Origin of the sequence: Paraburkholderia ferrariae NBRC 106233, assembly GCF_000685035.1 — a bacterium.
In the GTDB taxonomy this organism is placed as follows: domain Bacteria; phylum Pseudomonadota; class Gammaproteobacteria; order Burkholderiales; family Burkholderiaceae; genus Paraburkholderia; species Paraburkholderia ferrariae.
The window spans coordinates 97,660-123,280 of the sequence record NZ_BAYB01000023.1; the positions used below are offsets into that span (position 1 = coordinate 97,660).

23 protein-coding genes are annotated in these 25,621 nt (G+C 68.2%); 20 read left to right on the forward strand and 3 right to left on the reverse strand.

Translation table 11 applies throughout. From position 1 onward, the window contains the following. From cheZ to BFE01S_RS23460, 8 genes are all read left to right on the forward strand, one after another. Positions 1-717 carry a protein phosphatase CheZ gene (gene cheZ / locus BFE01S_RS23425; protein ID WP_042338332.1) on the forward strand — a complete coding sequence of 239 codons (717 nt, stop codon included), beginning with the start codon at positions 1-3 and terminating at the stop codon, positions 715-717. Between the two features lie 201 nt (positions 718-918). Beyond that, a complete protein-coding gene (locus BFE01S_RS23430; RefSeq protein WP_084170111.1) occupies positions 919-1,473 on the forward strand; it encodes a DUF2844 domain-containing protein in 555 nt (184 codons plus the stop codon). A gap of 24 nt (positions 1,474-1,497) precedes the next feature. After that, the gene (locus BFE01S_RS23435; RefSeq protein ID WP_028227593.1) at positions 1,498-2,808 is read left to right on the forward strand and encodes a DUF3443 domain-containing protein; all 1,311 of its coding nucleotides are present in this window, start codon (positions 1,498-1,500) and stop codon (positions 2,806-2,808) included. A gap of 349 nt (positions 2,809-3,157) precedes the next feature. After that, entirely contained in the window at positions 3,158-4,549 is a 1,392-nt protein-coding gene (flhB, locus tag BFE01S_RS39870; protein WP_084170112.1) for a flagellar biosynthesis protein FlhB, read from the forward strand. Continuing rightward, positions 4,546-6,645 carry a flagellar biosynthesis protein FlhA gene (gene flhA, locus BFE01S_RS23445; RefSeq protein WP_028227594.1) on the forward strand — a complete coding sequence of 700 codons (2,100 nt, stop codon included), beginning with the start codon at positions 4,546-4,548 and terminating at the stop codon, positions 6,643-6,645. The genes flhB and flhA overlap by 4 nt, the downstream gene beginning before the upstream one ends. A gap of 334 nt (positions 6,646-6,979) precedes the next feature. Continuing rightward, complete coding sequence (gene flhF, locus BFE01S_RS23450) at positions 6,980-9,076, forward strand: flagellar biosynthesis protein FlhF (protein ID WP_028227595.1); 2,097 nt, start codon at positions 6,980-6,982, stop codon at positions 9,074-9,076. After that, positions 9,069-10,022 (forward strand): MinD/ParA family ATP-binding protein, encoded by a 954-nt coding sequence (locus tag BFE01S_RS39875; protein WP_042338333.1) that lies wholly within the window; start codon positions 9,069-9,071, stop codon positions 10,020-10,022. The genes flhF and BFE01S_RS39875 overlap by 8 nt, the downstream gene beginning before the upstream one ends. 46 nt (positions 10,023-10,068) lie before the next feature. Beyond that, the gene (locus BFE01S_RS23460; RefSeq protein ID WP_028227596.1) at positions 10,069-10,800 is read left to right on the forward strand and encodes an RNA polymerase sigma factor FliA; all 732 of its coding nucleotides are present in this window, start codon (positions 10,069-10,071) and stop codon (positions 10,798-10,800) included. Positions 10,801-10,901: 101 nt separating this feature from the next. On the opposite strand, the gene BFE01S_RS23465 is transcribed toward BFE01S_RS23460, so the two are convergent. The 3 genes from BFE01S_RS23465 to flgA all read right to left on the reverse strand — a co-directional run bounded on the left by BFE01S_RS23465 (position 10,902) and on the right by flgA (position 13,154). Then, the gene (locus tag BFE01S_RS23465; protein ID WP_028227597.1) at positions 10,902-11,348 is read right to left on the reverse strand and encodes a flagella synthesis protein FlgN; all 447 of its coding nucleotides are present in this window, start codon (positions 11,346-11,348) and stop codon (positions 10,902-10,904) included. A gap of 35 nt (positions 11,349-11,383) precedes the next feature. Continuing rightward, the gene (gene flgM, locus BFE01S_RS23470) at positions 11,384-11,734 is read right to left on the reverse strand and encodes a flagellar biosynthesis anti-sigma factor FlgM (protein WP_028227598.1); all 351 of its coding nucleotides are present in this window, start codon (positions 11,732-11,734) and stop codon (positions 11,384-11,386) included. Positions 11,735-11,834: 100 nt separating this feature from the next. Next, entirely contained in the window at positions 11,835-13,154 is a 1,320-nt protein-coding gene (gene flgA / locus BFE01S_RS23475) for a flagellar basal body P-ring formation chaperone FlgA (RefSeq protein WP_028227599.1), read from the reverse strand. Between the two features lie 253 nt (positions 13,155-13,407). Here flgA and BFE01S_RS23480 point away from each other — a divergent pair, with 253 nt between their 5' ends. From BFE01S_RS23480 to flgL, 12 genes are all read left to right on the forward strand, one after another. Then, positions 13,408-13,923 carry a flagellar basal body protein gene (locus BFE01S_RS23480; RefSeq protein ID WP_028227600.1) on the forward strand — a complete coding sequence of 172 codons (516 nt, stop codon included), beginning with the start codon at positions 13,408-13,410 and terminating at the stop codon, positions 13,921-13,923. A gap of 10 nt (positions 13,924-13,933) precedes the next feature. Next, a complete protein-coding gene (flgC, locus tag BFE01S_RS23485; RefSeq protein ID WP_028227601.1) occupies positions 13,934-14,359 on the forward strand; it encodes a flagellar basal body rod protein FlgC in 426 nt (141 codons plus the stop codon). A 127-nt stretch (positions 14,360-14,486) separates the two neighbouring features. Continuing rightward, the gene (locus tag BFE01S_RS23490) at positions 14,487-15,215 is read left to right on the forward strand and encodes a flagellar hook assembly protein FlgD (protein WP_028227602.1); all 729 of its coding nucleotides are present in this window, start codon (positions 14,487-14,489) and stop codon (positions 15,213-15,215) included. 26 nt (positions 15,216-15,241) lie between these two features. Next, complete coding sequence (flgE, locus tag BFE01S_RS23495; RefSeq protein ID WP_028227603.1) at positions 15,242-16,474, forward strand: flagellar hook protein FlgE; 1,233 nt, start codon at positions 15,242-15,244, stop codon at positions 16,472-16,474. 35 nt (positions 16,475-16,509) lie between these two features. Beyond that, positions 16,510-17,268, forward strand: coding sequence for a flagellar basal-body rod protein FlgF (gene flgF / locus BFE01S_RS23500; protein ID WP_028227604.1), 759 nt, complete (start codon positions 16,510-16,512; stop codon positions 17,266-17,268). 58 nt (positions 17,269-17,326) lie between these two features. Then, positions 17,327-18,115, forward strand: a complete 789-nt coding sequence (flgG, locus tag BFE01S_RS23505) for a flagellar basal-body rod protein FlgG (protein WP_028227605.1) — start codon at positions 17,327-17,329, stop codon at positions 18,113-18,115. 31 nt (positions 18,116-18,146) lie between these two features. Continuing rightward, positions 18,147-18,845: a flagellar basal body L-ring protein FlgH gene (locus BFE01S_RS23510; protein ID WP_028227606.1), complete on the forward strand. Its 699-nt coding sequence runs from the start codon at positions 18,147-18,149 to the stop codon at positions 18,843-18,845. Then, positions 18,839-20,041, forward strand: coding sequence for a flagellar basal body P-ring protein FlgI (locus tag BFE01S_RS23515; protein WP_042338335.1), 1,203 nt, complete (start codon positions 18,839-18,841; stop codon positions 20,039-20,041). The genes BFE01S_RS23510 and BFE01S_RS23515 overlap by 7 nt, the downstream gene beginning before the upstream one ends. Before the next feature lie 10 nt (positions 20,042-20,051). After that, entirely contained in the window at positions 20,052-21,038 is a 987-nt protein-coding gene (gene flgJ / locus BFE01S_RS23520) for a flagellar assembly peptidoglycan hydrolase FlgJ (RefSeq protein WP_028227608.1), read from the forward strand. Positions 21,039-21,348: 310 nt separating this feature from the next. Beyond that, on the forward strand, positions 21,349-22,107 hold the full coding sequence (locus BFE01S_RS23525) for a flagellar brake protein (protein ID WP_028227609.1): 759 nt from the start codon (positions 21,349-21,351) through the stop codon (positions 22,105-22,107). Between the two features lie 199 nt (positions 22,108-22,306). Further along, positions 22,307-24,331, forward strand: coding sequence for a flagellar hook-associated protein FlgK (gene flgK / locus BFE01S_RS23530; RefSeq protein WP_028227610.1), 2,025 nt, complete (start codon positions 22,307-22,309; stop codon positions 24,329-24,331). Positions 24,332-24,342: 11 nt separating this feature from the next. Next, on the forward strand, positions 24,343-25,584 hold the full coding sequence (gene flgL / locus BFE01S_RS23535; protein ID WP_028227611.1) for a flagellar hook-associated protein FlgL: 1,242 nt from the start codon (positions 24,343-24,345) through the stop codon (positions 25,582-25,584). Positions 25,585-25,621: the final 37 nt, after the last annotated feature.

Consider the following 25,621-nt stretch of genomic DNA (forward strand, 5'->3'; position numbering starts at 1 on the left):
GTGAACGAGCCCATCAGCGCCGAGGCCGGCGGCCCGCACGCCGACCTGCACGAGATCGGGAGCGACCGCATCCTTGCGCGCATTGGTCATGTGACGCGCACGCTGCGCGATTCGATGCGCGAGCTCGGCCTCGACAAGCACGTCGAGCGCGCGGCGGAAGCCGTGCCGGACGCGCGCGACCGCCTGCGCTACGTCGCGAACATGACCGAGCAGGCCGCGGAGCGCGTGCTGTCGGCCATCGAGATCGCCAAGCCAATGCAGGAGCAGCTCGAACGCGACGCGAAGGCCCTTTCGGAGCGCTGGGCGACGTGGTACGACGCGCCCATCGGCCGCGAGGAAGTGCGCGCGCTGATGGACGACACGCGCGCCTTTCTGGGCGGCGTGCCCGAAGCCACCACGGCGACGAGCGAGCAACTGCTCGGCATCATGCTGGCGCAGGACTTCCAGGATCTCACCGGCCAGGTGATCAAGAAGATCATGGACGTGGTGTACCTGATCGAGCAGCAACTGCTGGGCGTGCTGGTGGAGAATATCGCGCCGGAGCGGCGCGAGCAGTTCGCGGCCACGGCGGCGCAGCTCGCCGGCCCGGCTGCGGTGTCGGCGACGGGCAGCCCCGAAGGGCTCCTGAACGGCCCGCAGATCAACCCCGAAGGCAAGGCCGACGTGATGCAGGACCAGGGGCAGGTGGACGACCTGCTCGCAAGCCTCGGCTTCTAGCTTCCGGGGGCCGCGGCCGCATGCCTGCGCGTTGGCCGTTTGGCAAAGCTGCCGGCTGTAATGTGGGACAGGCATACTAGCGAGGACAAGCTGATGCGACGGCCATGGCGACTGCCGTGGCCGCATCGCTCACGTTGGCTCCTCGTCGCCGCGCCGCGCCCGGCACCGCTTCGGTGGAGCACGTCATCGAACGGGAGGGGTATGGCTGTCTTGTCTACGAACGCTTCGTCTATCCCGAGGCGCCTTGCCGCGCTCACGCTCGCCGGCGCTGCCGCCGCGGCGCTGGCGGCAGCGCCTTCCGCCTTTGCCGCGCTCGGCGGCGCACCGATGGCCACGCCCGCAGGCGCCAGTGTCAGCACCTCCAGCGGCATGCCCAATGCCGTGGCCCGGCAGGCCGTTCAGACCGCTTCCGCTTCGTCCGCTTCTTCTTCGGCTTCTTCCGCCTCCTGGACGGTCCGCCAGACCACGCTCGGCAACGGCACGGTCGTGCGCGAGTATCTCTCGCAGGCCGGCACCGTGTTCGGCGTCGGCTGGACCGGGCCGCAGCCGCCCGACCTCTCGGCGCTGCTCGGCAGCTACTTTCCCCAGTACGTCGCGGGCGTGAAGGCGAGCCGCGCCGCGGGCGTGCACGGCCCGGGTGTCGTGGATCAGCCCGGACTCGTCGTGCATTCGGGCGGCCACATGGGGGCCTTCTCGGGGCAGGCCTGGGTGCCTCAGGACCTGCCCGCCGGCGTCAGCGCCAGCGATATCCAGTGATTGGCGATCAAGGGGAGGCGACGCGTGCTCACACAACGACTTCAGACAACCATCCTTCACTGGCTGCGCCGCGGCGCGCTGTTCGCCGTCGCTGCGCTCGCCCTGGGCGTGGCGGCCTGCGGTGGCGGGGGCGGCAGCAGTAGCAGCAGCAGTGGCAACAACACGAGCGGCGGCGTCGATACCTCGTCGCTGCCGCCCTTGCCGAGCCAGCAGCCCATTGCGGCTACGGCCCCGAACACCGTGCCCGTCACCGTAAACGGCGGCGTGGCCGGCGTGCCGAATATTCCCACGGTGAGCGTGACCGTCTGCGTGAGCGGCACGAGCACCTGCACGACCGTGAACAATGTGCAGCTCGATACGGGTTCCTTCGGGCTGCGTCTCGTGGCCTCGGCGCTGCCGGCTTCGTTCACGAGCGCGCTGCCCGTGAGCACGGCAGCGAGCGGCGGCACGCTCGCCGAATGCACGGCGTTCGCCGACGGCTACACCTGGGGCACCGTGCGCACGGCCGACGTGAAGATCGGCGGCGAAACGGCAAGCCGCATTCCGATCCAGTTCATCGGCGATCTCGCTTCCGCCACCGTGCCGCAAGCCTGCTCGAACATCGGCGCGGCGCAAAACACGGCGAGCGACCTGGGCGCGAACGGCATCCTCGGCATTGGCGTGGCGCTGTGGGACTGCGGGCCGAGCTGCGCGAACAGTGCCGCGAACAGCAACTACTATTCGTGCCCGAGCGGCGCGAACTGCACCAGCACGACGGTGGCGACAAGCCTGCAGGTGGCCAACCCGGTCGCGAGCTTCGCCGCCGACAACAACGGCGTGATCCTGCAGATGGCCCCGGTTTCGTACAACGGGGCGGCTTCGGCCACCGGCACGCTGGTATTCGGCATCGGCACCGAGTCGAACAACACGCTGAGCGCTTCGCACCGTTTCCAGACCACGCAGTGGGGCGACCTGAGTGCCGCGTTCAACGGCGCGACGCTCACTTCGTTCCTCGACTCGGGCTCGAACGCGCTGTTCTTCAACGATAGCGCGCTGCCCCAGTGCGGCGGCTCGCTCGGCACGTTCTACTGCCCGTCTGTGCCGCAGTCGCTCAGCGCGGCGCTGACCGGCGTGGACGGTTCGAGCGGCGCCGCCACCTTCGCCGTGGTGAGCGCGGCCACGCTCCTCGGCAGCGGCGGCAACAACGGCAATTTCGCCCTCAACGATCTGGGCGGGCAGTTCGGCTCGTCGGCGGACCTCGACCTCGGCCTGCCGTTCTTCTATGGCCGCTACGTGTACTTCGGCCTCAACACGGCCGCCAATGGCGGCAGCCAGGCGCCGTACGTCGCTTTCTAGCGCTAGACCGGGCCGATCCGGGGCAATTCGGGCCGGTCCGGGGCAATTTGAGCCAAAGCCGGGCGGGCAGGCGCGCCGTACTGCGCCTGTGCCGATCCCCCGGCCGTGTGTCCCCACGACCCCACGGCCCCACGGCCCCACGGCCCCACGGCCCCACGGCCAGCTTCCTCCCCCATTTTCCCGCCGGCACACCGCGCTCCCGGTGCGCCGGCCACCCATCCCCTGAAATACCCCCGTTTCTCCGCCTTACTCCGTCAATCGCCGCTGGCGCCCCGCGGCAATAATCGCTGTCACTGAAAATGGGTGTGCGCCGCCTCGCTTGCGCCGCACGCCACCGACCGGAGCAGCCGTGGCTGAGGACAGCGACCTCGAAAAAACCGAACCCGCCACTCCCAAGCGCCTGCAAAAGGCGCGGGAGGAGGGGCAGGTTGCGCGTTCGCGGGAGCTTTCGACGTTTGCGCTGCTTTCGGCGGGCTTCTACGGCACGTGGATGCTCTCGGGCACGATCGGCCTGCGCATGCAGGACATGCTGCGCGGTGCGCTCACCTTCAACCACGCGATGGTCTTCGATACCAGCCGCATGCTGATCGGCGCGGGCGCCGTCGCGAGCGAAGGGTTTTCGGCGATCGCGCCGGTGCTCGCGCTCACGGGCCTCGCGGCCCTGCTCGCGCCCATGGTGCTCGGCGGCTGGCTCTTCAGCACGGCTTCGCTCGAACCGAAATTCAGCCGCCTCGACCCCATCGCCGGGCTCGGGCGCATCTTCTCGCTGAACGGCCCGATCCAGCTCGGCATGTCGTTCGCGAAAACGCTCGTGGTGGGGGTGATCGGCAGCCTGGCCGTATGGAACCATCGCGAGGAGATCCTGGGCCTCGCCATGCAGCCGGGCCTGCGCGCCTACGCTGACTCGTTCCACCTCATCGCCGTGTGCTGCGGCACGACGGTCGCGGGCATGTTCGTGGTGGCCGCGCTCGACGTGCCCTACCAGCTCTGGCAGTACCACCGCAAGCTGCGCATGACGAAGGAAGAGGTCAAGCGCGAGCACCGCGAAAGCGAAGGCGACCCGCACGTGAAGGGCCGCATTCGCCAGCAGCAGCGGGCCATGGCGCGCCGCCGGATGATGACGCTCGTGCCGAAGGCCGACGTGGTGGTGACCAACCCGACGCACTTCGCCGTGGCGCTCCAGTACGCCGACGGCGAAATGGGCGCGCCGAAGGTCATTGCGAAGGGCGTGAACCTCGTGGCGGCGCGCATCCGCGAGATCGCCACCGAACACGGCGTGCCGCTGCTCGAAGCGCCGCCGCTCGCCCGCGCGCTCTATTACAACGTCGATCTGAACCGCGAGATTCCCGGCCCGCTCTACGGCGCGGTCGCGCAGGTGCTGGCGTGGGTGTACCAGCTGAGGCGTTTTCGCGAGCAGGGCGGCGACGTGCCGATGGCCCCGACCGATCTCGACGTGCCGGCCGATCTCGACAAGGGTGCCGTGAGCGAGAACGACGCGAGCGAAGAAGCCGAAGACGCCCTGGGCGCCGAGGCGGCAGCCGCGGCCAGCGCCGCCGCCGATGCAGCGAATACCGTGAACGCGTCGAATGCGGCCAACGCCGCCAACGCACGGAACCCGTCGGCCCAGGCCGACGACAGCACCACAAAGCCGGCCGGCACCGCCGACGGCACCGCAAGCAGCGACGGCGCAGGCAGTTCATCCAGTGACGCGCGCCGCGGCAACGAAGGAGTCTCTGAATGAACGCCCGCACCGGTTTTCTCGCGCGCCGCCCGGAAGTGCTGCAAAGCACGAACCTGCGCGCGCTCGCGGGGCCGATCCTGATCTGCATGATCCTCGGCATGATGATCCTGCCGTTGCCGCCGTTCCTGCTGGATCTGCTGTTCACGTTCAACATCGCGCTTTCGGTGATGGTGCTGCTCGTCAGCATGTACACGATGAAGCCGCTCGATTTCGCGGCCTTCCCGAGCGTGCTGCTGTTCTCCACGCTGCTGCGGCTCTCGCTGAACGTGGCGTCCACGCGGATCGTGCTGCTCGAAGGCCACACCGGCCCCGCCGCCGCGGGCAAGGTGATCGAGTCGTTCGGCCACTTCCTCGTGGGCGGCAACTTCGCGGTGGGGATCGTGGTGTTCGTGATCCTGATGGTCATCAACTTCATGGTGATCACGAAGGGCGCGGGCCGGATCGCCGAAGTGGCCGCGCGCTTCACCCTCGACGCGATGCCCGGCAAGCAGATGGCCATCGACGCCGACCTGAACGCCGGCCTCATCAACGAAGAGGCCGCGCGCAAGCGCCGCAGCGAGATTGCCCAGGAGGCCGAGTTCTACGGGTCGATGGACGGCGCGAGCAAGTTCGTGCGCGGGGACGCCATTGCCGGCCTCATCATCATGGCGGTCAACATCATCGGCGGGCTGATCGTCGGCGTCGCGCAGCACGGTCTGGACTTCGCGACCGCGGGCAAGACCTACACGCTGCTCACCATCGGCGACGGCCTCGTCGCGCAGATCCCCTCGCTCGTGATCTCCACCGCGGCCGGCGTGATCGTCTCGCGCGTGGCGACCAACGAGGACATCGGCACCCAGCTCACGAGCCAGCTCTTCACGAACCCGCGCGTGCTGATGATCACCGGCACGATCATCGTGATGATGGGCCTCATCCCGAACATGCCGCACTTCGCGTTTCTGCTGCTGGGCGCCGGGTCGATCCAGCTGGGCCGGGTCATGAAGAAGAGCGCCGAGGCGAAGAAGGCGAGCGCCGTGCTGGTGGACACCGCGCCCACCGCGCTCGCGCCCGCCGAAAACGCCGAGGCGAGCTGGGACGACGTCGTGCTCATCGACACGCTGGGCCTCGAAGTGGGCTACCGCCTCATCCCGCTCGTGGACAAGAACACCGACGGCGAACTGCTCAAGCGCATCAAGAGCATCCGCAAGAAGTTCGCGCAGGAAATCGGCTTCCTGCCGCCCGTCATCCATATCCGCGACAACCTGGAACTGCGCCCGAACGCCTACCGCATCACGCTCAAGGGCGTGGAGGTGGGCACGGGCGAGGCGTATCCGGGCCAGTGGCTCGCCATCAACCCGGGCCAGGTGAGCGCCGTGCTGCCCGGCACGCCCACGGCGGACCCGGCCTTCGGCCTGCCCGCCATCTGGATCGACACGAACCTGCGCGAGCAGGCGCAGGTGTACGGCTACACGGTCGTCGATTCGAGCACGGTGGTCGCCACGCACCTGAACCACCTCGTCGTGACGCACGCCTCGGAGCTGCTGGGGCGCCGCGAAGTGCAGGCGCTCATGGAGCGCGTGCAGAAGGACACGCCGTCGCTCGTCGAAGACCTCGTGCCGAAGGTGCTGCCCGTCACGACGCTGCAGAAGGTGCTGCAAAACCTGCTGGAAGAGGGCGTGCCGATCCGCGACATGCGCACGATCATGGAGGCGCTCGCCGAGCACGCCGGGCGCGTGACCGACGCGCACGAACTCACGGCGGCGGTGCGCATTGCGCTGGGCCGCGCGATCACGCAGCAGTGGTTCCCGGGCAACGGCGACATGCAGGTGATGGGGCTCGACGCGAACCTCGAACGCGTGCTGTCGCAAACGCTCACCTCGGGGCCGAACCCGGGGCTGGAGCCGGGCCTCGCGCACACGCTGCTCACCCAGACCGAAAACGCGATGGCGCGCCAGCAGGGCCTGGGGCTTGCCCCGGTGCTGCTCGTGCAGCACGCGCTGCGGCCCATGCTGTCGCGCTTCCTGCGGCGCAGCCTGCCGCAGTTGAAGGTGCTCTCGTACGCCGAGGTGCCGGATACGCGCAACGTGAAGGTGGTGAATGTGGTGGGGGGCGGCTGAGGCCCCCGGGGCCGTCACGGCGAACGGGAAGCCCGCTTTATCGCACTTCAGCCCGCTTCGGCGGGCTTTCGTTTTTGTGTTTCTCCGGCGCGGCGCCCGCCACGGGTTCCCCGTCTTTGCCCCGCCCGCCGCCCCATTGCGCGAATTGCCCGCATTTCCCCGCCTTGATCCATCGATCGTGAAGACGCCGGCTTCGAAATAATTCCAACATCGGAAAAGGTCTTGCGCCCGGGCGCCGCATCTGACGCCCGGGGTCGCCGGGAGGCCAAACAGCACGAGACCAGCAGCAAACGAAGGCGGCACGCGTGCCGCTCACCTCTATCGGGGGCTCAGCTTGAACATTCGCAAATTCATCGGCGGCACCAGCCGCGACGCGCTGCGCCTCGTGCGCGAAGCGCTGGGCGCCGACGCCGTCGTCCTGTCGAACCGTACGCTCGACGACGGCAGCGTCGAAATCGTCGCGCTCGCGGATAGCGATCTCGCGGCGATCGCGCCGGCCGATGTCGCCGCGGCAGCCGGCCAGCCGCTCGCCAGCGCGACGAAGCTCGGCCGTCCCGCGGCTTCCGCGGGCACGGCAGCGCCTGCCGCCGCCGCGATGGGCGGTGCGAACCCCTACGCCGGCGGTGTGCCGGACGTGTTCTCGTCGGTCTTCGGCGCGAGCCCCGAAGTGGGCGCGCAGCCGGGCACGGCGCTCACCTGGGCCGACGCCTCGGACGACAGCGACGACGGCGACGCCGCCGATGTCTCGATTGCTTTCGAAGGCGTGCAAAAGCCCGCCGTGTACGGCACGCCCGCGTACACCGGCCCCGCAGGCATGCCCGGCCAGACGCAGCACGGCGCGCCCCCGATGCCGGGTGCGGGCGCCCCGGGTGCAAGCGCTGCCGGTTTCATGGCTTCCGCGGCACAACCGGCCTCGCCGATCCCGCCGCTCGCACAGGGCGCCCCGCGGGCCGCGCAGCGGCCGCTCGCGCCGCGCGAAGCCGCGGCGATGCTGGAGCAGGCCGCGGCCCAGTCGATCCTTCCCGATCCGCCGCCCATCGCCGCGCGCGAGCCGCGCACGATGGCCGAATCGAACCCCTGGCTCATCGACCACGCACGCCGCATCGCGAACCAGCAGGAAGCCGCGCGCGCCGCGGGCATCTCGCCGGCCGACGCCATCGCGAAGGGCCTCGGCATGCCCGCCGATCCGATCCTGCCGCCCGACGTCGACGCGAGCACGCCTGAGTGGGCGCGCGAGGCCGCCGAAGTCGCAGCCCGCCGCGCCGCGGCGCGCCTTGGCCACGGCCCGGAAGCGGTCGGCCCGGCGCCTTCCGCGAGGGCATCGGCGAACGGCGCGGCGAACGGAGCAGCAAATGGAGCCGCAAATGGAGCCACAAGCGGCGCGGCCGCCGGCGCAGCGGCGAACGCGGCGCAAACCGTCAGCGAAGCGATCCGCTCGCGCATCGAACAGGTCGTGAACGAGACCGTGATGAACGAGCTCGCCTCGATGCGCGGCATGATGGAAGAGCAGTTCGCCGGCCTTCTGTGGGGCGAGCGCCAGCGCCGCAGCCCGGTGCAGGGTGCGCTCACCAAGCAGCTTTTCGCGGCCGGCTTCTCGGCCCAGCTCGTGAAGATGATGATCGACCGCATGCCCGCCGTCGAAACCGACGAAGCCGGCATGGAGTGGGTCCAGTCGGTGCTCGAATCGAATCTGCCGGTGCTGGAGAACGAGGAAGCCCTGATGGAGCGCGGCGGCGTGTTCGCGCTGATGGGCCCGACCGGCGTGGGCAAGACCACCACCACGGCGAAGCTCGCGGCGCGCTGCGTGATGCGCTTCGGCGCGAGCCGCGTGGCGCTCCTCACCACCGACAGCTACCGGATCGGCGGCCACGAGCAACTGCGCATCTTCGGCAAGATCCTCGGCGTTTCGGTGCACGCGGTGCGCGACGGCGCCGACCTGCAGCTCGCGCTCACCGAACTGAAGAACAAGCACATCGTGCTGATCGACACGATCGGCATGAGCCAGCGCGACCGCGCCGTGGCCGACCAGATCGCCATGCTGTGCGGCGCGGGCCGTCCGGTGCAGCGCCTCCTGCTGCTCTCGGCCACGAGCCACGGAGACACGCTCAACGAAGTCGTGCAGGCCTACCAGAGCTCGCCGGACAAGGCGCCGCTCGCGGGCTGCATCCTCACCAAGCTCGACGAAGCGACCAACCTGGGCAGCGCGCTCGACACGGTGCTGCGCTACAAGCTGCCGGTGCACTACGTTTCGACCGGCCAGAAGGTGCCCGAGAACCTGTACGTGGCCACGCGCCGCTTCCTCGTGCGCAGCGCGTTTTGCGTCCCGCGCGATCACTCGCCGTTCGTGCCGCACGAGGACGACATCCCCGCGCTGCTTTCCGCGCTTTCGCTGCGCACGGGTTCGCAGTCTCACGAGGTTCAGTTTGGATAAGTTCGTGATCGATCAGGCAGAAGGGCTGCGGCGGCTGCTTGCACGCGTCGGCTCGCGCGTGGTCGCCGTCACGGGCGGCGCGGGCGCGCCGGGCCGCACGACGACCGTGGTGAACCTGGCCGCCGCGCTCACCGAGCAGGGCAAGGACGTGCTCGTGATCGACGAGTGCCTCGGGCCCAGGTCGGTGTGCACGACGCTCGGCGGCGTGCGCGGCGCGGGCAACTTCGAGGCCGTCATGCGCGGCGAGATGGCGCTGGCCGACGCCGTGGGGCGCCATGGGCTCGGCTTCAGCGTGCTCGCCGCCTCGCGCGAGAACCGCGCGCGCTACACCGGTGCGCAGTTGCAGAAAGTGCTGGCGGGGCCCGCCGACGTCGTGCTGATCGATGCCCAGCTCGACGCCGAAGGCGCCCTGTCACCGCTCGCGCTGCATGCGCACGACGTGCTGATCGTCATGCGCGTGTGCGCGCAGTCGATCACCGACACCTACGCGAGCGTCAAGCGCCTGCATTTCGCGCACGCGATCGGGCAGTTCCGCGTGCTCGCAAACCAGGTGGCGAGCGTGGAGGAGGCGCAGTCGGCCCTCGAAAACCTCGCGGGCGTGGCAAGCCGCTACCTGAGCGTCACGCTGGAAAGCGCGGGCTGGGTCGCCGCCGACCCGCACATGCCGCGTGCGGTGCGACTCTCGCGCTGCATCGTCGATGCGTTTCCCTCGACGGTCGCCGCGCGCGATTTTCGCCATCTCGCCGATGCACTGCCGCACTGGCCGATGCGGCCGGCGGTGTCGTCGCGCTCGCCGGGCACGTCGCGCCTGCTGGGCGCGGCGGCCGCAGCGGCCGCGGACGCATTCGTTTCAACCGTTGCTGGCGTTACATCCGCCCCCGAGCCGGCCCATGCGGGCTGGCGGGCCGATCCGCCCGCGCAGCGCCCCACGACGCAGCCCGCTTGAAGCGGCGCCGCGGGACGTTGCAGAGGACATGTTGCAGGAGAGCACGATGTACAACGCTCAAGGAAAAATCTCGCAGGCCGAAGTGCTGACGAAGTACGCGCCGCTCGTGCGCCGTCTCGGGCTGCAACTCGTCGCCAAAATGCCCGCGAGCGTTGACCTCGACGATCTGATCCAGGCCGGCATGATCGGCCTGATGGATGCGGCCAACCGCTACAAGGAAGACCAGGGCGCGCAGTTCGAGACCTACGCGAGCCAGCGCATTCGCGGCGCGATGCTCGACGAACTGCGCAGCAACGACTGGCTGCCGCGCAGCCTGCGCCGCACCTCGCGCGAGGTGGAGTCGGCCGTGCACCAGGTGGAGCAGCGCCTCGGGCGCGCGGCGAGCGAAACCGAAATCGCCGGCCACCTGAACATGCCGCTCGACGAATACCAGTCGATGCTGCAGGACCTGCACGGCAGCCAGCTCATCTACTACGAAGACTTCGACCGCTCGGCCGAGGACGAGCCGTTCCTCGACCGCTACTGCGTCGATCATTCGGACCCGCTTTCGGCGCTGCTCGACGACAGCCTGCGCGGTGCGCTGATCGAGGCGATCGACCGCCTGCCCGAGCGCGAGAAGCTGCTGATGTCGCTCTACTACGAGCGCGGCATGAACCTGCGCGAGATCGGCGCGGTGATGGAGGTGAGCGAGTCGCGCGTGTGCCAGCTGCACAGCCAGGCCGTGGCGCGCCTGCGCACGCGGCTGCGGGAAATGGCCTGGGCGGGCTCGGAGAACTGAGGCGGGCAGCCTGACGGTTGTTCTGCGAAACCGCAAAGCAAAAAAGCCGAAGCGCACAACGCTTCGGCTTTTTGCTTTCTACCCGCGAGAAGAAGGGCTGTTCAGAGCCCGAACGCCGGCAGGCGGCCATCCGGGCCGTACAGCATCGGCGCGGCATTGCCGGTGTCGCCGCGCAGGATCGCGAGCGCCCGGCGGTTATGTTCCATGCGCGTGCGGATCATCATGCCGATCGTGAGATTGGCGCGGCGCGCGCGTTCGGTCGAACCCTTGAGCAATTGCCACTGGCCGGCGAGCCGGTCGTCGCGCTCGCACGCCATCTCGATGCCCTTGGGACCGGCCGGCAGGCCGAGGCCCGCGAGCTCCGCGTCGCGCACCTTCTCCAGACCGGCGAGGCGCTGCGTGAGCGTGGTCTTCTGCTCGACGATCTGCGGCAGCGACGTCATGCCGTCCAGCGACGTGAGCGCCTTCTGCTCGACGGCGAGAAGCGATGCGAATGCCTCAACGGTGGCGTGTTCGTCGATCAGCGTGGCTAGCAGGGCGTCTTTCATCGTTGCTCAATAAAGGGTCGCCGGTCAGGCGGGTGTCAATTCCCCGAGGTCGGCGCCAGCAGGTCGCGCGCGGTTTGCAGTACGCCGTCCGCGATCTTGCCAGTGTCGATCTGCAGGGTGCCGTTGCGGATCGCGCTCTTGATCGACTCGACCTGGGCCGTGTCGATGTCGGCGGAGCCGCTTGCCGCGAGCGAGCGCAGCGAGGACGAAAGCGCCGAGAGGCTCACGTTCGAGTCCCCGCCGGCGCTGCCGGAAGAGGCTTGAGCGGATGCGCCCGCGGTGGCGCCACCGGCGCTCGCGGTGCCGGCAGATTCGCCTTGCTGCGTGCGCGCCACGCTGTCTTGCAGCGTACGCGGTTCATTGCGGGTGGTGGAGTCGATTTTCACGATGGCCCTTCCTGATCGATTTGATCGTGATATCGGCAAACGCCGGCCCGAACTTTAGTCCGAAACTCCTGCCGTTACATGCTGTTACGTGTGCTACCGCTCATATCTGGATCTGCACGGTGCTGGCGTCCTTCACGACGCCCGTGATGATCTGCCCCCCCGAGGTGCGCACGCGCACCTGCTGGCCGGGCGCCGCATTGTTGAGCACGCTGCCCTCTGACGAAATGGTGAAGTTCGTGCCCACGGCGATTACCTTGACGGTCTGGCCGATGATCACCGATGCCGCGCTGCGCAGCATGTCGGTGCGCAGCGGCAGGCCCGCGGAGATGCGCAGCAGCGCGAGGGCGCCCGCGGCCTGCGACGGATCGGTGATGACGGTGCGCGGCAGGCTGGCGAGATCGGCTTCGCGCGGGGTCAGGTCGGCCATGGAGAGCGTCTGGCCGGGCTCGATCTGGCGGTCGGCGACGTAGTAGGTGACGTCCACGGCCACGCGGGCGGCCACGTAGAGCGTCCACGGCCTGGCGCCCACGCAGCGCACGCCGACGGTCGTGCGGCCCCAGGAGCGCGCGCCGGGCGGCATGAAGGGGTCGAGCGAGGTGCAGGCGGCGAGGCCGCGCGGGAACACCGGCGCAACGGTCACCGTCACCTTGCCAGGCAGCCCCACCGATTGCTGCTGCAAGAACGTGAGCGCGGCGGCGCGAATCGATTCGCCGTCCTGCTGGCCCGCGGGCACCGGCTGCGCGGCGGCTGCGGCCATGGCGGCGTTCTGCGGCGCGGCCGCGTTCTGTTTCGCGGCGGCGTTCGTGTTCGCGACTGCGGCGGCGTAACGCTGGATGGCATTGGCGCGCGCGTTGGCGGCGTCGTAGCCGGCCTGCGCTTCCGGCCCCGACGCTTCCACGACCACCGGCGCCACGCGGCTCGCCGCCGTCGCGACGTTCACGCGCGGCAGCGCATTCGCGGCCGCCGTTGCCGTATTACGTGCGGCCGATGGCGCGACGCCCGCCGCCGACGCGCCGGGCGAGGTCGTGCCGGGCGCGGGAATCGTGACGATCTGCGGTGCGTCGGCTTGCGCGGCGCCCCCGCGCTCGCCCGGACCGGGGATCGTAATCATGCCGCTTTGCGCACTGTCGCTGCCCCCCGCGCCGTTCGGCAGACGCGAAAGCGCGGCGTAAGTCGGAGGGGCGGCGGTCGGAGGCATGGCGGGCGCGGGCGCACTGCCGGGCGCCGCGAGCATCGCGCTCATGCGTACGGCATCGGAACCGGCGCGATCGCCGGGGCCCGGAATATAGATCTGGCTGTCCGTCCCTTGCGCCCCTTGTGAAGCCTGCGCATGCACGCCGCCCGCCGCGCCCAGGCCGAGGCACAGCGCAACGCCCGAAAGCCAGGCGAAGAACGCGCCGCCGCGCGAGCGCCGGTCCATGCCGGCGCGGCGCGCTCGGGTCGGGGCAGTCTGCGGCATCGTGATCTCTCCGGAATTGCATTGACACGCATCGCATTCTAGGCGGCGCCCCTCGCGCGCTTACGTCGAATAGAGGGGCGCTTTCCCGGCTATTCGTCCGATTGGTTCTTGCCAGCCCCGCCTAACATTCCTCTCCATGCGAAAAGGTCTGCGCATTGCGCGGGCCGTCTTTCATTTCGTGTTCGTCTCACGTAAGGACAACGGAGAACGCCCGATGCTGGACAAACTCGACGCCGAATTCGCCTTCGGCCGCGAAGCGCTCGACGTGCGCGCCACCCGTCAGGCGCTGCTGTCCGCGAACATCGCGAACGCCGATACCCCCGGCTACCTCGCGCGCGACGTCGATTTTTCGGCCTCGCTCGCGGGCGCGCTCCGGGAGCAGGGTGCGGCGACGCCGTCCGGCATGGCGAGCCCCACGGGCGGCAATGCTTCGCCGCTCGCGATGGCGCAGCCCGCGAGCGTGACGAGCGGCATGACCATGGCGACCACCGAAGCGGGCCACATGGCCGGCAACGTGAAGCTGATTCCCACGGGCGGCCCGACCGAGCAGTACACGAGCCCGCTCATGTACCGCAATCCCGTGCAGCCCGCGCTCGACGGCAACACGGTCGATCTCGACACCGAACGCGTGCAGTTCGCCGACAACGCGCTGCACTTCGAGGCGGGCATGACGACGCTGTCCACGCAGATCAAGACGATGCTCTCGGCGATTACGTCGGGTTCGAGCTAAGGAGCGAAACATGCCATCCCTGATGAATATTTTCAGCGTTGCCGGCTCCGCCATGACGGCCGAGTCGCAGCGCCTGAACGTGACGGCGTCCAACCTCGCCAACGCCGATTCCACCACGGGCCCCGACGGCCAGCCCTACAAGGCGAAGCAGGTGGTGTTCGCGGTCGACCCGCTGGGCGGCGCGCGCACGGCCTCGGGCCAGCAGGTGGGCGGCGTGAGGGTGACGGGCGTGATCGACGACCCGACGCCCATGAAGCAGACCTACGACCCGAGCAACCCCGCGGCGGACGAGAACGGCTACGTGACGATGCCCAACGTCGATCCGGTGCAGGAGATGGTGAACATGATCTCGGCATCGCGCTCGTACCAGGCCAACGTCGAAACGCTGAACACCGCCAAGCAACTGATGCTCAAGACCCTGACGATCGGCACCTGAGCGGCCTTCGGGCCGCGCGGTTGAGCAAACCGCATCCGGGCAAACCGCATTTGAGCAAACGTTACGCAGCAACACCACGCGCCAGACCACGCGCAAGAACAGACGAAACGCATCCCAGGAGAACGCGTTGACCACCAACACCACCATCGGCGGCAGTACCGCCACCGTATCGCAGCAGTTGCTCGACACGATGAACGGCACGAGCACCGCGAGCTCGTCCAGTTCCACGAGCGGCACGAGCGCGAACGATCTGCAGACCACCTTCCTGCAACTGCTCGTCACCCAGCTCCAGAACCAGGACCCGACCGATCCGATGGACAGCTCGCAGATGACCTCGCAGCTCGCGCAGATCGATACGGTATCGGGCATCGGCCAGCTCAACACGTCGCTCTCCTCGCTTTCCACGCAGCTCTCCGCGGGCCAGAACGCCCAGGCCGCACTCCTGATCGGCTCGACGGTGCTCGCCCCCGGCAGCAGCTTCGCGGTGGCGGCCGCAAGCTCGGGCTCGGGCGACGCGACGGCGCAGATCGGCGTCTCGCTGCCGGCGGCGGCGTCGGACGTGAAGCTCACGATCACCAACTCGGCAGGCCAGGTCGTCAACACGATCGACCTCGGCGCGCAGTCGGCGGGTACGGTGCCGGTCAGCTGGACCCCGACGGACGCGACGGGCGCCGTGCTGCCGGCCGGCACCTACACGGTCAGCGCCGCGGCCACGACCAACGGCCAGGCCGCCACGGCCACCGCGCTCGTCGCGAGCCAGGTGACGGGCGTGGTCCAGCAGACGGGCGGCGCGGCCGGCCTGCAGCTCGCCAACGGCAAGACGGTCGCGCTGTCGAACGTCGCCGGCATCGAATGATCCAGACATAACGCGGAGAAGAAAACATGGGCTATCAACAAGGCTTGAGCGGTCTTGCCTCGGCGTCGAACGACCTCGATGTGATCGGCAACAACATCGCGAACGCGAACACCGTGGGCTTCAAGCAAAGCACGGCGCAGTTCGCGGACGTCTATGCCAACACGCTCGCGACTTCGGTGAACAACCAGATCGGTCTGGGTGCCGCGCTGGCCAACGTGCAGCAGGACTTCTCGCAGGGCACGATCAATACCACGGGCCAGGCGCTCGACGTGGCGATCAACGGCAACGGCTTCTTCCAGATGTCGAACAGCGGCACGCTCACGTATTCGCGCAACGGCGTGTTCCAGCTCAATTCGAACGGCTACATCACGGACGCCCAGGGCAACGACCTGATGGGCTATGCCGCGAACTCCGCCGGCGTGATCAACACGGCGCAGACGGTGCCGCTGCAGGTGCCGACCACCAACATCGCGCCGCTCGCGACCACCTCGGTCGCAGCCCAGGTGAACCTGAACGCGCAGGCTTCGGCCCCCACCGTCACGCCGTTCAGCCCGACGAATTCGAGCAGCTACAGCTACTCCACCTCGATCACGGGTTACGACTCGCTCGGCGGCTCGCAGACGATCAATCTGTACTACGTGCAGTCGGCCACCGGCACGGCCCAGGTCTATGCGGTGAACAACGGCACGACGACCGAGCTCGGCACGATGTCGTTCAACTCCTCGGGCCAGCTTTCGGGCACGACGCTGCCGAGCGGCACCGCAACGACCTCGAGCGGCATCTTCAGCCTGCCGATCACGCCGACCGACGGCGCGGCCCCGCAGACCGTCTCGATCAACGTCAACGGCACGACCCAGTACGGCAGCGCGAACGGCGTGAACAACCTCACGCAGAACGGCTACGCGAGCGGCACGCTTTCGAACTTCACGATCGGCACCAACGGCACCATCACGGGCAACTACTCGAACGGCCAGACCATGGCGCTCGGCCAGATCGTGCTCGCCAACTTCAACAACCCGAACGGCCTCGTGAACCTGGGCGGCAACCAGTTCCAGGAAACGGCGGCTTCGGGCGTCGCGCAGGTCTCGACGCCGGGCAGCACGAACCACGGCACGCTTTCGGGCGGCGCGGTGGAAGAGTCCAACGTCGACCTGACGAACCAGCTGGTCGATCTGATCACCGCGCAGCGCAACTACCAGGCGAACGCGCAGACGATCAAGACGCAGCAGACCGTCGACCAGACGCTGCTCCAGATGTAAGCCATCCACCGGCAATGTGAAGGAACGGGCGAATCATGGACCGACTGATCTACACCGCGATGACGGGCGCCGGGCAGGCGCTCGAGCAGCAGGCCACCATCGCGAACAACCTGGCGAACGTCTCGACCACGGGCTTTCGTGCGCAGCTCTCCAACTTCCGCGCCGTGCCGATGTCGTACGCCGACGGCTCGACGGTGGGCGACGACACGACGCGCACCTTCGTGCTTTCGGCCACGCCCGGCTCGGACATGACGCCCGGCGCGATCTCGAGGACGGGCAACCCGCTCGACATCGCGATCCAGGGCCCGGGCTTCATCGCCGTGCAGACGGCCGACGGCAACGAGGCCTACACCCGCGCGGGCAACCTGCACGTGGATGAGAACGGCCAGCTCGTGACCGCCAACAACCAGCAGGTGATCGGCGGCGGCGGCCCGATTGCGGTGCCGCCGGGCTCGCAGGTGACGATCGGCTCGGACGGCACGGTCTCGGCCGTCGCGGCCGGCAGCCCGCCCGACGCGATCGCCATGATCGACCAGATCAAGTTCGTGAACCCGCCCGCGGGCACGCTCACGCGCGGCAACGACGGCCTGTTCCACACCGCCGACGGCAACCCCGCCGACGCGGACCAGACCGTGCAGGTCGCCACCGAATCGCTCGAAGGCAGCAACGTCAATCCGGTGGCGGCGATGGTCTCGATGATCACCAACGCGCGGCAGTTCCAGATGCAGACCAAGCTCATGCAGACCGCCGACCAGAACGACCAGACCGCCAATCAGCTGCTGCAGTTCAGCTAGGCATCCAGCAAAGAATTGAGCGCCGCGCCGCGCGCGGCACGACCGGGAGAAAGACACCGTGAATCGATCGCTTTACATCGCCGCCACCGGCATGAATGCGCAGCAGGCGCAGATGGACGTGATCTCGAACAACCTCGCGAACGTGAGCACCAATGGCTTCAAGGGCTCGCGCGCCGTGTTCGAGGACCTGATGTACCAGACGCTGCGCCAGCCGGGTGCGAACTCCACCCAGGAAACCGAACTGCCCTCGGGCAGCCAGGTCGGCACCGGCGTGCAGCAGGTCGCCACCGAGCGCCTCTACACCCAGGGCAACCTCACGCAGACCGGCAATTCGAAGGACGTGGCGATCAACGGCGCGGGCTTCTTCCAGGTGCAGATGCCCGACGGCACGACGGCCTATACGCGCGACGGTTCGTTCCAGACCAACTCGCAGGGCCAGCTCGTGACGTCGAGCGGCTACCAGGTGATCCCGGCCATCACGATTCCGTCGAACGCCACCTCGCTCACCATCGGCAGCGACGGCGTGGTCACGATCACGACGCCGGGTTCGTCCAGCAACACGACCGTGGGCTCGCTGCAGCTCGCCATGTTCATCAACCCGGCCGGCCTGCAGTCCAACGGCGAAAACCTGCTCTCGGAAACGGCCTCGTCGGGCACGCCCACGGTGAGCACGCCGGGCCTGAACGGCTCGGGCACGCTCAACCAGGGCTACGTGGAAGCGTCGAACGTGAACGTGGTGCAGGAGCTCGTGAACATGATCGAGACCCAGCGCGCCTACGAAATCAACAGCAAGGCGGTGACGACCTCCGACCAGATGCTGCAGACGCTGAGCCAGATGTCGGTCTGATGGCGAGCAAGGAATCGAAGCGGTGAACAGCATGGCGCAGTCTTCAAGAACCCACCTTCGCAGGCACGCGGCGGCCCTCCTGGCCGGGGCGGCCTTGATGGCGCTCGCCGGCTGCGCTTACTACCCGAAGCGGGAGCCGATCACGCAGCAGCCGATGACGGCCGTGCCGCCGGCGCCCCCGCCCAATGCGTCGCCCGGCGCGATCTTCAACCCGGGCTACGCGGGCCGTCCGCTCTTCGAAGACCAGCGGCCGCGCAATATCGGCGACATCCTCACCATCGTCATTTCGGAAAACATCAACGCCACCAAGTCGTCCGGCGCCAATACGAACCGCTCGTCCACCACGCAGTTCGGCACCGCGAGCTCGGGCTTCCTGAGCGGCCTGTTCGGCAAGATGAACATGAATTCGACCGGCTCGAACGTGTTCTCGGGCGCGGGCGGCGCGAATGCGTCCAACACGTTCAACGGCGTGCTCACCGTGACCGTGACGAACGTGCTGCCCAACGGCAACCTCGTCGTCTCCGGCGAGAAGCAGATGCTCATCAACCAGGGCAACGAGTTCGTGCGCTTCTCGGGCGTGGTCAATCCCAACACCGTTGCGGGGGACAACTCCGTGCTCTCCACCGACGTCGCCGACGCGAAGATCGAGTATTCCGCGAAGGGCGTGATCGACGAGGCCGAGACCATGGGCTGGCTGCAACGCTTTTTCCTGAATGTCGCGCCATGGTGAAGATCCACTTCCAGCGTGCGCGCCGCTCGCGCGTGAAAGACGTGCTCGCCGCGCTCGGCGTGGCGATGGGCTTCGTCTTCGCGTGCGGGGCGCTCCTCGCCTTCGCCACCCCCGCCCGCGCCGAGCGCGTGAAGGACCTCGTGCAGTTCCAGGGCGTGCGCGACAACCCGCTGATCGGCTACGGCCTCGTGGTGGGCCTCGACGGCACGGGCGACCAGACCACCCAGGCGCCGTTCACGACCCAGACGCTCGCGAACATGCTCGCGAACCTCGGCATCTCGATCAACAACACGTCGAGCGCGACGGGCTCCAGCTCCCAGACGCTCAACAACATGCAGCTGAAGAACGTCGCCGCCGTGATGGTGACGGCGGTGCTGCCGCCGTTCGCGCGGCCCGGCGAGCAGATCGACGTGACCGTTTCGTCGCTCGCGAACGCGAAGAGCATTCGCGGCGGCACGCTCCTGCTCACGCCGCTCAAGGGCGCGGACGGCCAGGTCTACGCGCTCGCGCAGGGCAACGTGGCGGTGGGCGGCGCGGGCGCCTCGGCCAACGGCAGCCGGGTGCAGGTGAACCAGCTCGCGGCGGGACGCATCGCGGGCGGCGCCATCGTCGAGCGCGCGGTGCCTTCGCCCGTGGCGCAGCAGGGCGGCATCCTGCAGATGGAAGTCAACGACATGGACTACGACACGACGCAGCGCATCGTGGCGGCCATCAACAATCTGTTCGGCCAGGGCACGGCCACGCCGCTCGACGGCCGCACGATCCAGGTGCACGGGCCGGCCGATCCGGCGGCGCAGGTGGGCTTCATCGCCCAGATCCAGGACCTCGACGTGCGCCCGGCGCAGCCGGCGGCGAAGGTGATCCTCAACGCGCGCACCGGGTCGATCGTCATGAACCAGATGGTGACGCTCGAAAGCTGCGCGGTGGCGCACGGCAATCTTTCGGTCGTCGTCAACACGCAAACGGTGGTGAGCCAGCCCGGGGCGTTCTCGAACGGCCAGACCGTGGCGGCGCGCCAGTCGCAGATCCAGTTGAAGCAGGACAACGGGTCGCTCAAGCTCGTGACGGCGGGCGCCAATCTCGCCGATGTCGTGAAGGCGCTCAACGCGCTCGGCGCGACCCCGGCGGACCTCATGTCGATCCTGCAGGCGATGAAGGCGGCGGGCGCGTTGCGCGCCGACCTCGAAATCATCTAGGGACTACGCGATGGACAATTCTTCGATCGGCGGTAACTTCGACCTCACGAACCGCTTCGCGCTCGACGTGCAGGGCTTCGACGCCATGCGCGCCGCGGCCAGTGCCTCGCCGCAGCAGGGCGTGAAGATGGCCGCAAAGCAGTTCGACGCGGTGTTCACGCAGATGATGCTCAAGAGCATGCGCGAAGCGACGCCCGAGGACGGTCCGCTCGACTCGCGCGACGGCGCCCAGTTCACCTCGATGCTCGACCAGCAGCTTTCGCAGCAGATGTCCAACAAGGGCATCGGCGTGGCCAACGCGATGATCAAGCAGCTCATGCGCGCCATGGGCGGGCAGGGCGCCGATGGCGCCGGCGCAGCCGGCGGCGTGGGCGATGCGCTTTCGGGCCTCGCGGGCCAGGGCGGCGGCGGCAGCGCGGGCAACCTCGCGATGCTCAACGCGCTCGGCCGCGCCTACGGCAACGCGGCGGCCAATGGGGCGCTCACGCATGGTTCGGGCTACGGCCCGAACAGCGACCTCGTGCCTTCGGGCAACAGCGGCGACGCCTCGGTGGACGCCTTCGTCGGCAAGCTCGCCAGTGCGGCGCAGCAGGCGAGCTCCGCCACCGGCATTCCGGCGCGCTTCATCATCGGCCAGGCGGCGCTCGAATCGGGCTGGGGCAAGCGCGAGATCAAGAAGGCCGACGGCTCCACGAGCCACAACGTGTTCGGCATCAAGGCCACCCGGGACTGGGCCGGCAAGACCGTTTCGACCATCACGACCGAGTACGTGAACGGCGCGCCGCACCGCGTGGTGGAGAAGTTCCGCGCCTACGATTCCTACGAAGACGCGATGGCCGACTACGCGGGCATGCTGAAGAACAACCCGCGTTATGCCTCCGTCATCAACAGCTCGCACAGCGCCGAAGGCTTTGCCCAGGGCATGCAGCGCGCCGGTTACGCCACCGACCCGCACTACGCGCGCAAGCTCATTTCGATCATGCAGCAGATGGTTTGACGGGCCGCACAGTCGGCCCGGATGGCCCAAATTCGGTGCACGCAAACGTTGCTACGCCGCGAGTACGCCGAAGTTAGCGGCAAGCCGGCGCCGGCAGCGGGCGCCGAAGCGGCGCGAAATGGCCGCAAAGCCCCGCCGGGCGGCGCTTTTGTCCGAAAATATTTCAGCCGTAACCCTAAATTTTCCCGCCGCCCTGCCGCTAAAGCTGACGAGATGGGAAGAACATGGGGCGGCGGCTTTTGCCGCCCGGATGGCGCGCGCCGGGTCCGTCTCACGCGCGCCGGCACGTTCACGAAATTCCGGCAGCCCGATGAATACCGTTCAGTCGAATCAACAGGACCAGGCAGGGGACGAAGGCGAGATCCCCGACTTTGGTCGCCGCAACCCGCTCGAAGTGGGCGTGCAGTTGCGCAACCTCGCCAATCGCGGCGATTTCCTCACCCTCCAGTACCGCGGCGGCCAGCTCGTCACGCGCATCCTGGAGGTCGATCCGCGCGCGCGCACCTTCGTGTTCGACTGGGGCGCGCTCGCCGAGCAGAACTCGGGCGTGCTCGAGACCGCGCAATGCCAGTTCCACGCTTCGCCCGACGGCGTGCGCGTGGAATTCACCACCCTCACGCCGCGGCGCACCGAATTCGAAGGCCGGCCCGCGTTCGAGGCGTCGTTTCCCGACGTGCTCTTCTACGTGCAGCGCCGCGAGTACTTCCGCGTGGATACGCCGGTGCTGGACCCGTGCGTCTGCCGCGGCACGCTGGCGGACGGCGAGCGCTTCGCCTTCGAGGTGCACGACGTTTCGCTGGGCGGCGTGGGCCTGCGCACGAACGACGATCGCGCCGCCACGATCGTCAGTGGCGAAGTGCTGGCCGACGTCGAGCTCGACCTGCGCGCGCACGGCAAGCTGCGCGTGGATCTGGCGCTCGTGGTGATGCGCTTCATCGACCTGCCCAACGGCGAGCGCCGCTACCACCTCGGCCTGCGCTTCGAGTCGCTGCCGGGTTCGACCGAAAACAGCCTGCAGCGCTACATCACGCAGCTCGAAATGAAGCGCCGCTCGCTCGCGCGCGCCTGATAGACCGCACGGTCCCGTTCTCCGGAACCGTCCCGCGCATTTGCCCAGCGCAGCGGCCCGGCCGGGCCGCTTCGGCCAAACGTTTTCGAGGCGGATTTCGCGCGCCCCGGCACTCAATTTTCGTCGCGTTCTGCCGTTATAAGAGGGAGTCCACCCAACGTGGCCGCCCCCGGCGGACGGACGTTCACGAGGATCACGCATGACCACGAATATCTACTCGATCGGTTTGAGCGGTTTGCAGGCGGCCCAGATCGGGATCGCGACTTCGGGCGAGAACATCAGCAACTCGTCCACCCCGGGTTATGACGTCGAGTCGCCCGTTTTCGCCGAGGCAAGCGGCCAGCAGACGGGCTCGGGCTATCTCGGCAACGGCGTCACCACGGCGACGGTCCAGCGCGCCTACAGCCAGTACCTCACGACCGCGCTCAACAACGCGCAGTCCAGCAACAGCTCGCTCACCGCGTCGTACAACCTGGCTTCGCAGCTGTCGAACCTCGTCGGCAGCCCGACCTCGGGCATCGCGACCTCGATCACCTCGTTCTTCACCGGCCTGCAGTCGGTCGCGAACGCGCCGTCGAACACCTCGACGATGCAGACCGCGCTCTCGAACGCGCAGACGCTCGCCGCCCAGATCAACGCGGCCGGCCAGCAGTACGACTCGATGCGCCAGGGCGTGAACACGCAGCTCTCGAACTCGGTCACGCAGATCAACTCGTACTCGCAGCAGATCGCGCAGCTCAACGCGCAGATCACGACGGCCACCACGAACGGCCAGCAGCCGAACCAGCTCCTCGACGCGCGCGACCAGGCCGTGGCGAACCTTTCGCAGCTGGTCGGCGTGCAGGTGGTGCAGAGCAACAACGGCTACAGCGTGTTCCTCGGCAACGGCCAGCCGCTCGTCGTGAGCAACCAGAGCTACAACCTCGCCACGCAGCCGTCGAGCACCAACTCGGCCGAACTCACCGTGACGTGGACGGGCCTCGCGGGTTCGAATTCCACGCCCCAGCCGCTTTCCTCCGCTGCGCTGCAAGGCGGTACCGTGGGCGGCCTCGTCTCGTTCGTGCAGAACACGCTCGATCCGGCCGAGGCGCAGCTCGGCGCCATCGCCACGAGCTTCGCGGCGCAGGTCAACAACCAGAACGAACTGGGCTACACGCTCAACGGCCAGCCGGGCGGCGCGCTCTTCTCGGTGAGCCCGGCGCTCGTCACGGGCAACACGGCGAACACGGGCAATGCGGCCGTGGGCGTGACGCTCACCAACCCGACGCAGCCGTCCACCGACACCTACGCGCTCTCGTATTCGACCGCGAGCGGCACCGGCACCTGGACGCTCACCGATACGACGACCAACACGGTGATGGGCTCGACCACCACGGCGCCCAGCAGCACCACGCCGTTTACCGCCGGGGGGCTCAGCATCACGGTGAGTTCGGGCACGATGAACAACGGCGACTCGTACACGATCCAGCCGACCGGCAACGCGCTCGACAGCTTCGCCGTGGCCGCCACGAGCGCCACCGCCATCGCGGCCGCCGCGCCGGTGCTGGTTGCGGCGGGCACCGCGAACACGGGCTCGGCCACGGTCACGCCGGGCACCGTTACCTCCGGCTACACGGTGCCTTCGACGCCCGTCAAGCTCACCTACACGGCGCCGGCCTCGGGCACCGTGGGCACGCTCTCGGGTTTCCCGGTTGGCACCACGGTCAGCATCACGACGCCCGGTTCGTCCACGCCGACCTCGGTGGCGATCACCTCGGCCACGCAGACGGTGAACTACGATTCGAGCACGGGCGCCACGTTCACGATCACCGGCCCGGCGGCCGACGGCGTGAACAACGTGAGCTTCACGATGAGCGGTGCGCCGGCCAACAACGACACCTTCACGATCTCGGCGAACACGAGCGGCTCGCAGGACGGCCGCAATGCGCTCGCGCTCGCGAACCTCACGTCGAGCACGCAGTTCAACGGCTCCGCCACGCTCACGAGCGCCTACGCGAACTACGTGAACTCGGTCGGCAACACGGCCACGCAGTTGCAGGCTTCCAGCACCTCGCAGCAGTCGCTCGTCACGCAGCTCACCTCGCAGCAGCAGTCGGTGCAGGGCGTGAACCTCGACGAAGAGGCGGCCAACCTGATGCAGTACGAACAGCTTTATCAGGCCAACAGCAAGGTGATCCAGACGGCGGCCACGCTGTTCCAGACCCTGATCGGCATTTTCCAGTGAGGCGCTGACCCATGCGTATCGCGACTTCCCAGCTCTACACCACCAGCGTCTCCAACATGGAGAGCCAGCAGTCGCAACTGCTGCAGATCGAGCAGCAGATCTCGTCGGGCGTGGCGCTCACGAACCCGGCCGACGATCCGCTCGGCGCGGCCGAAGCGGTGCAGCTCTCGGCCACGAGCGCGACGCTCTCGCAGTACGCGACGAACCAGAACACGGCGCTCTCGTCGCTGCAGACCGAGGACTCGACGCTCCAGAGCATCACGACCACGCTGCAAAGCGCGAACTCGCTGATGCAGGAAGCAGCGGGCGGCACGCTCAACAACACGAACGACACGGCGCTCGCGCAGCAGCTGGAGGGCTACCGCAACCAGTTGCTCTCGCTCGCCAACACCACCGACGGCCAGGGCAACTACATCTTCTCGGGCTTCCAGAGCACCTCGCAGGTGTTTTCGACCAACTCGGCCGGCGCCGTTACCTACAACGGCGATTCGGGCCAGCGTCTCGTCCAGGTGTCCAGCACGCGCCAGATCGCGGTGGGCGACACGGGCAGCTCGGTGTTCATGAGCGTGCCTTCGGTGGGCTCGGCGCAGGTGCCCGCGGGCAATGCGAACAACACCGGCACAGGCACGATCGGCCCGGTCACGGTGACCAATTCCACGGCCTCGACCAACAACGACAACTACTCGATCTCGTTCAGCGATGCGACCGGCACGCTGCAGTACACGGTGACGGACAACAGCCAGCCGTCGCCCGGCAACGTGGTGGGCCCGACGGCCTACACGGCGGGCTCGGCGATCTCGCTCGGCAGCGGCATGAACGTGACGATCTCGGGCACGCCCGCGAGCGGCGATTCGTTCTCGGTCACGCCCGGTTCGGCGTCGACGAACAGCAACATCTTCCAGACGCTCGACAACGTGATCAACGCGCTCAATACGCCGTCGCAGGGCAACACGGCCGCGAGCGCGAACCTCACCAATGCGCTCACGACCGGCATGACGGCGCTCAGCAATTCGCTGAACAACGTGATTACGATTCACGCTTCGGTGGGCGGGCGCGAGCAGGAAGTGACCGCGCTGCAGTCGGTGACGTCCACGAGCGCGCTGCAGACCACCACCAATCTGTCGAATCTCACGAGCACGGACATGACTTCGGCGATCAGCCAGTACACGCAGCTGGAAAATGCGTTGACGGCTTCGCAGAAGAGTTTCGCTACCACGCAGGGGCTTTCGCTCTTCCAGTACATCAATCCGTAAAGCGGGTCGAGGGAGGGGCGGGGGTGGTGCGCGGTTT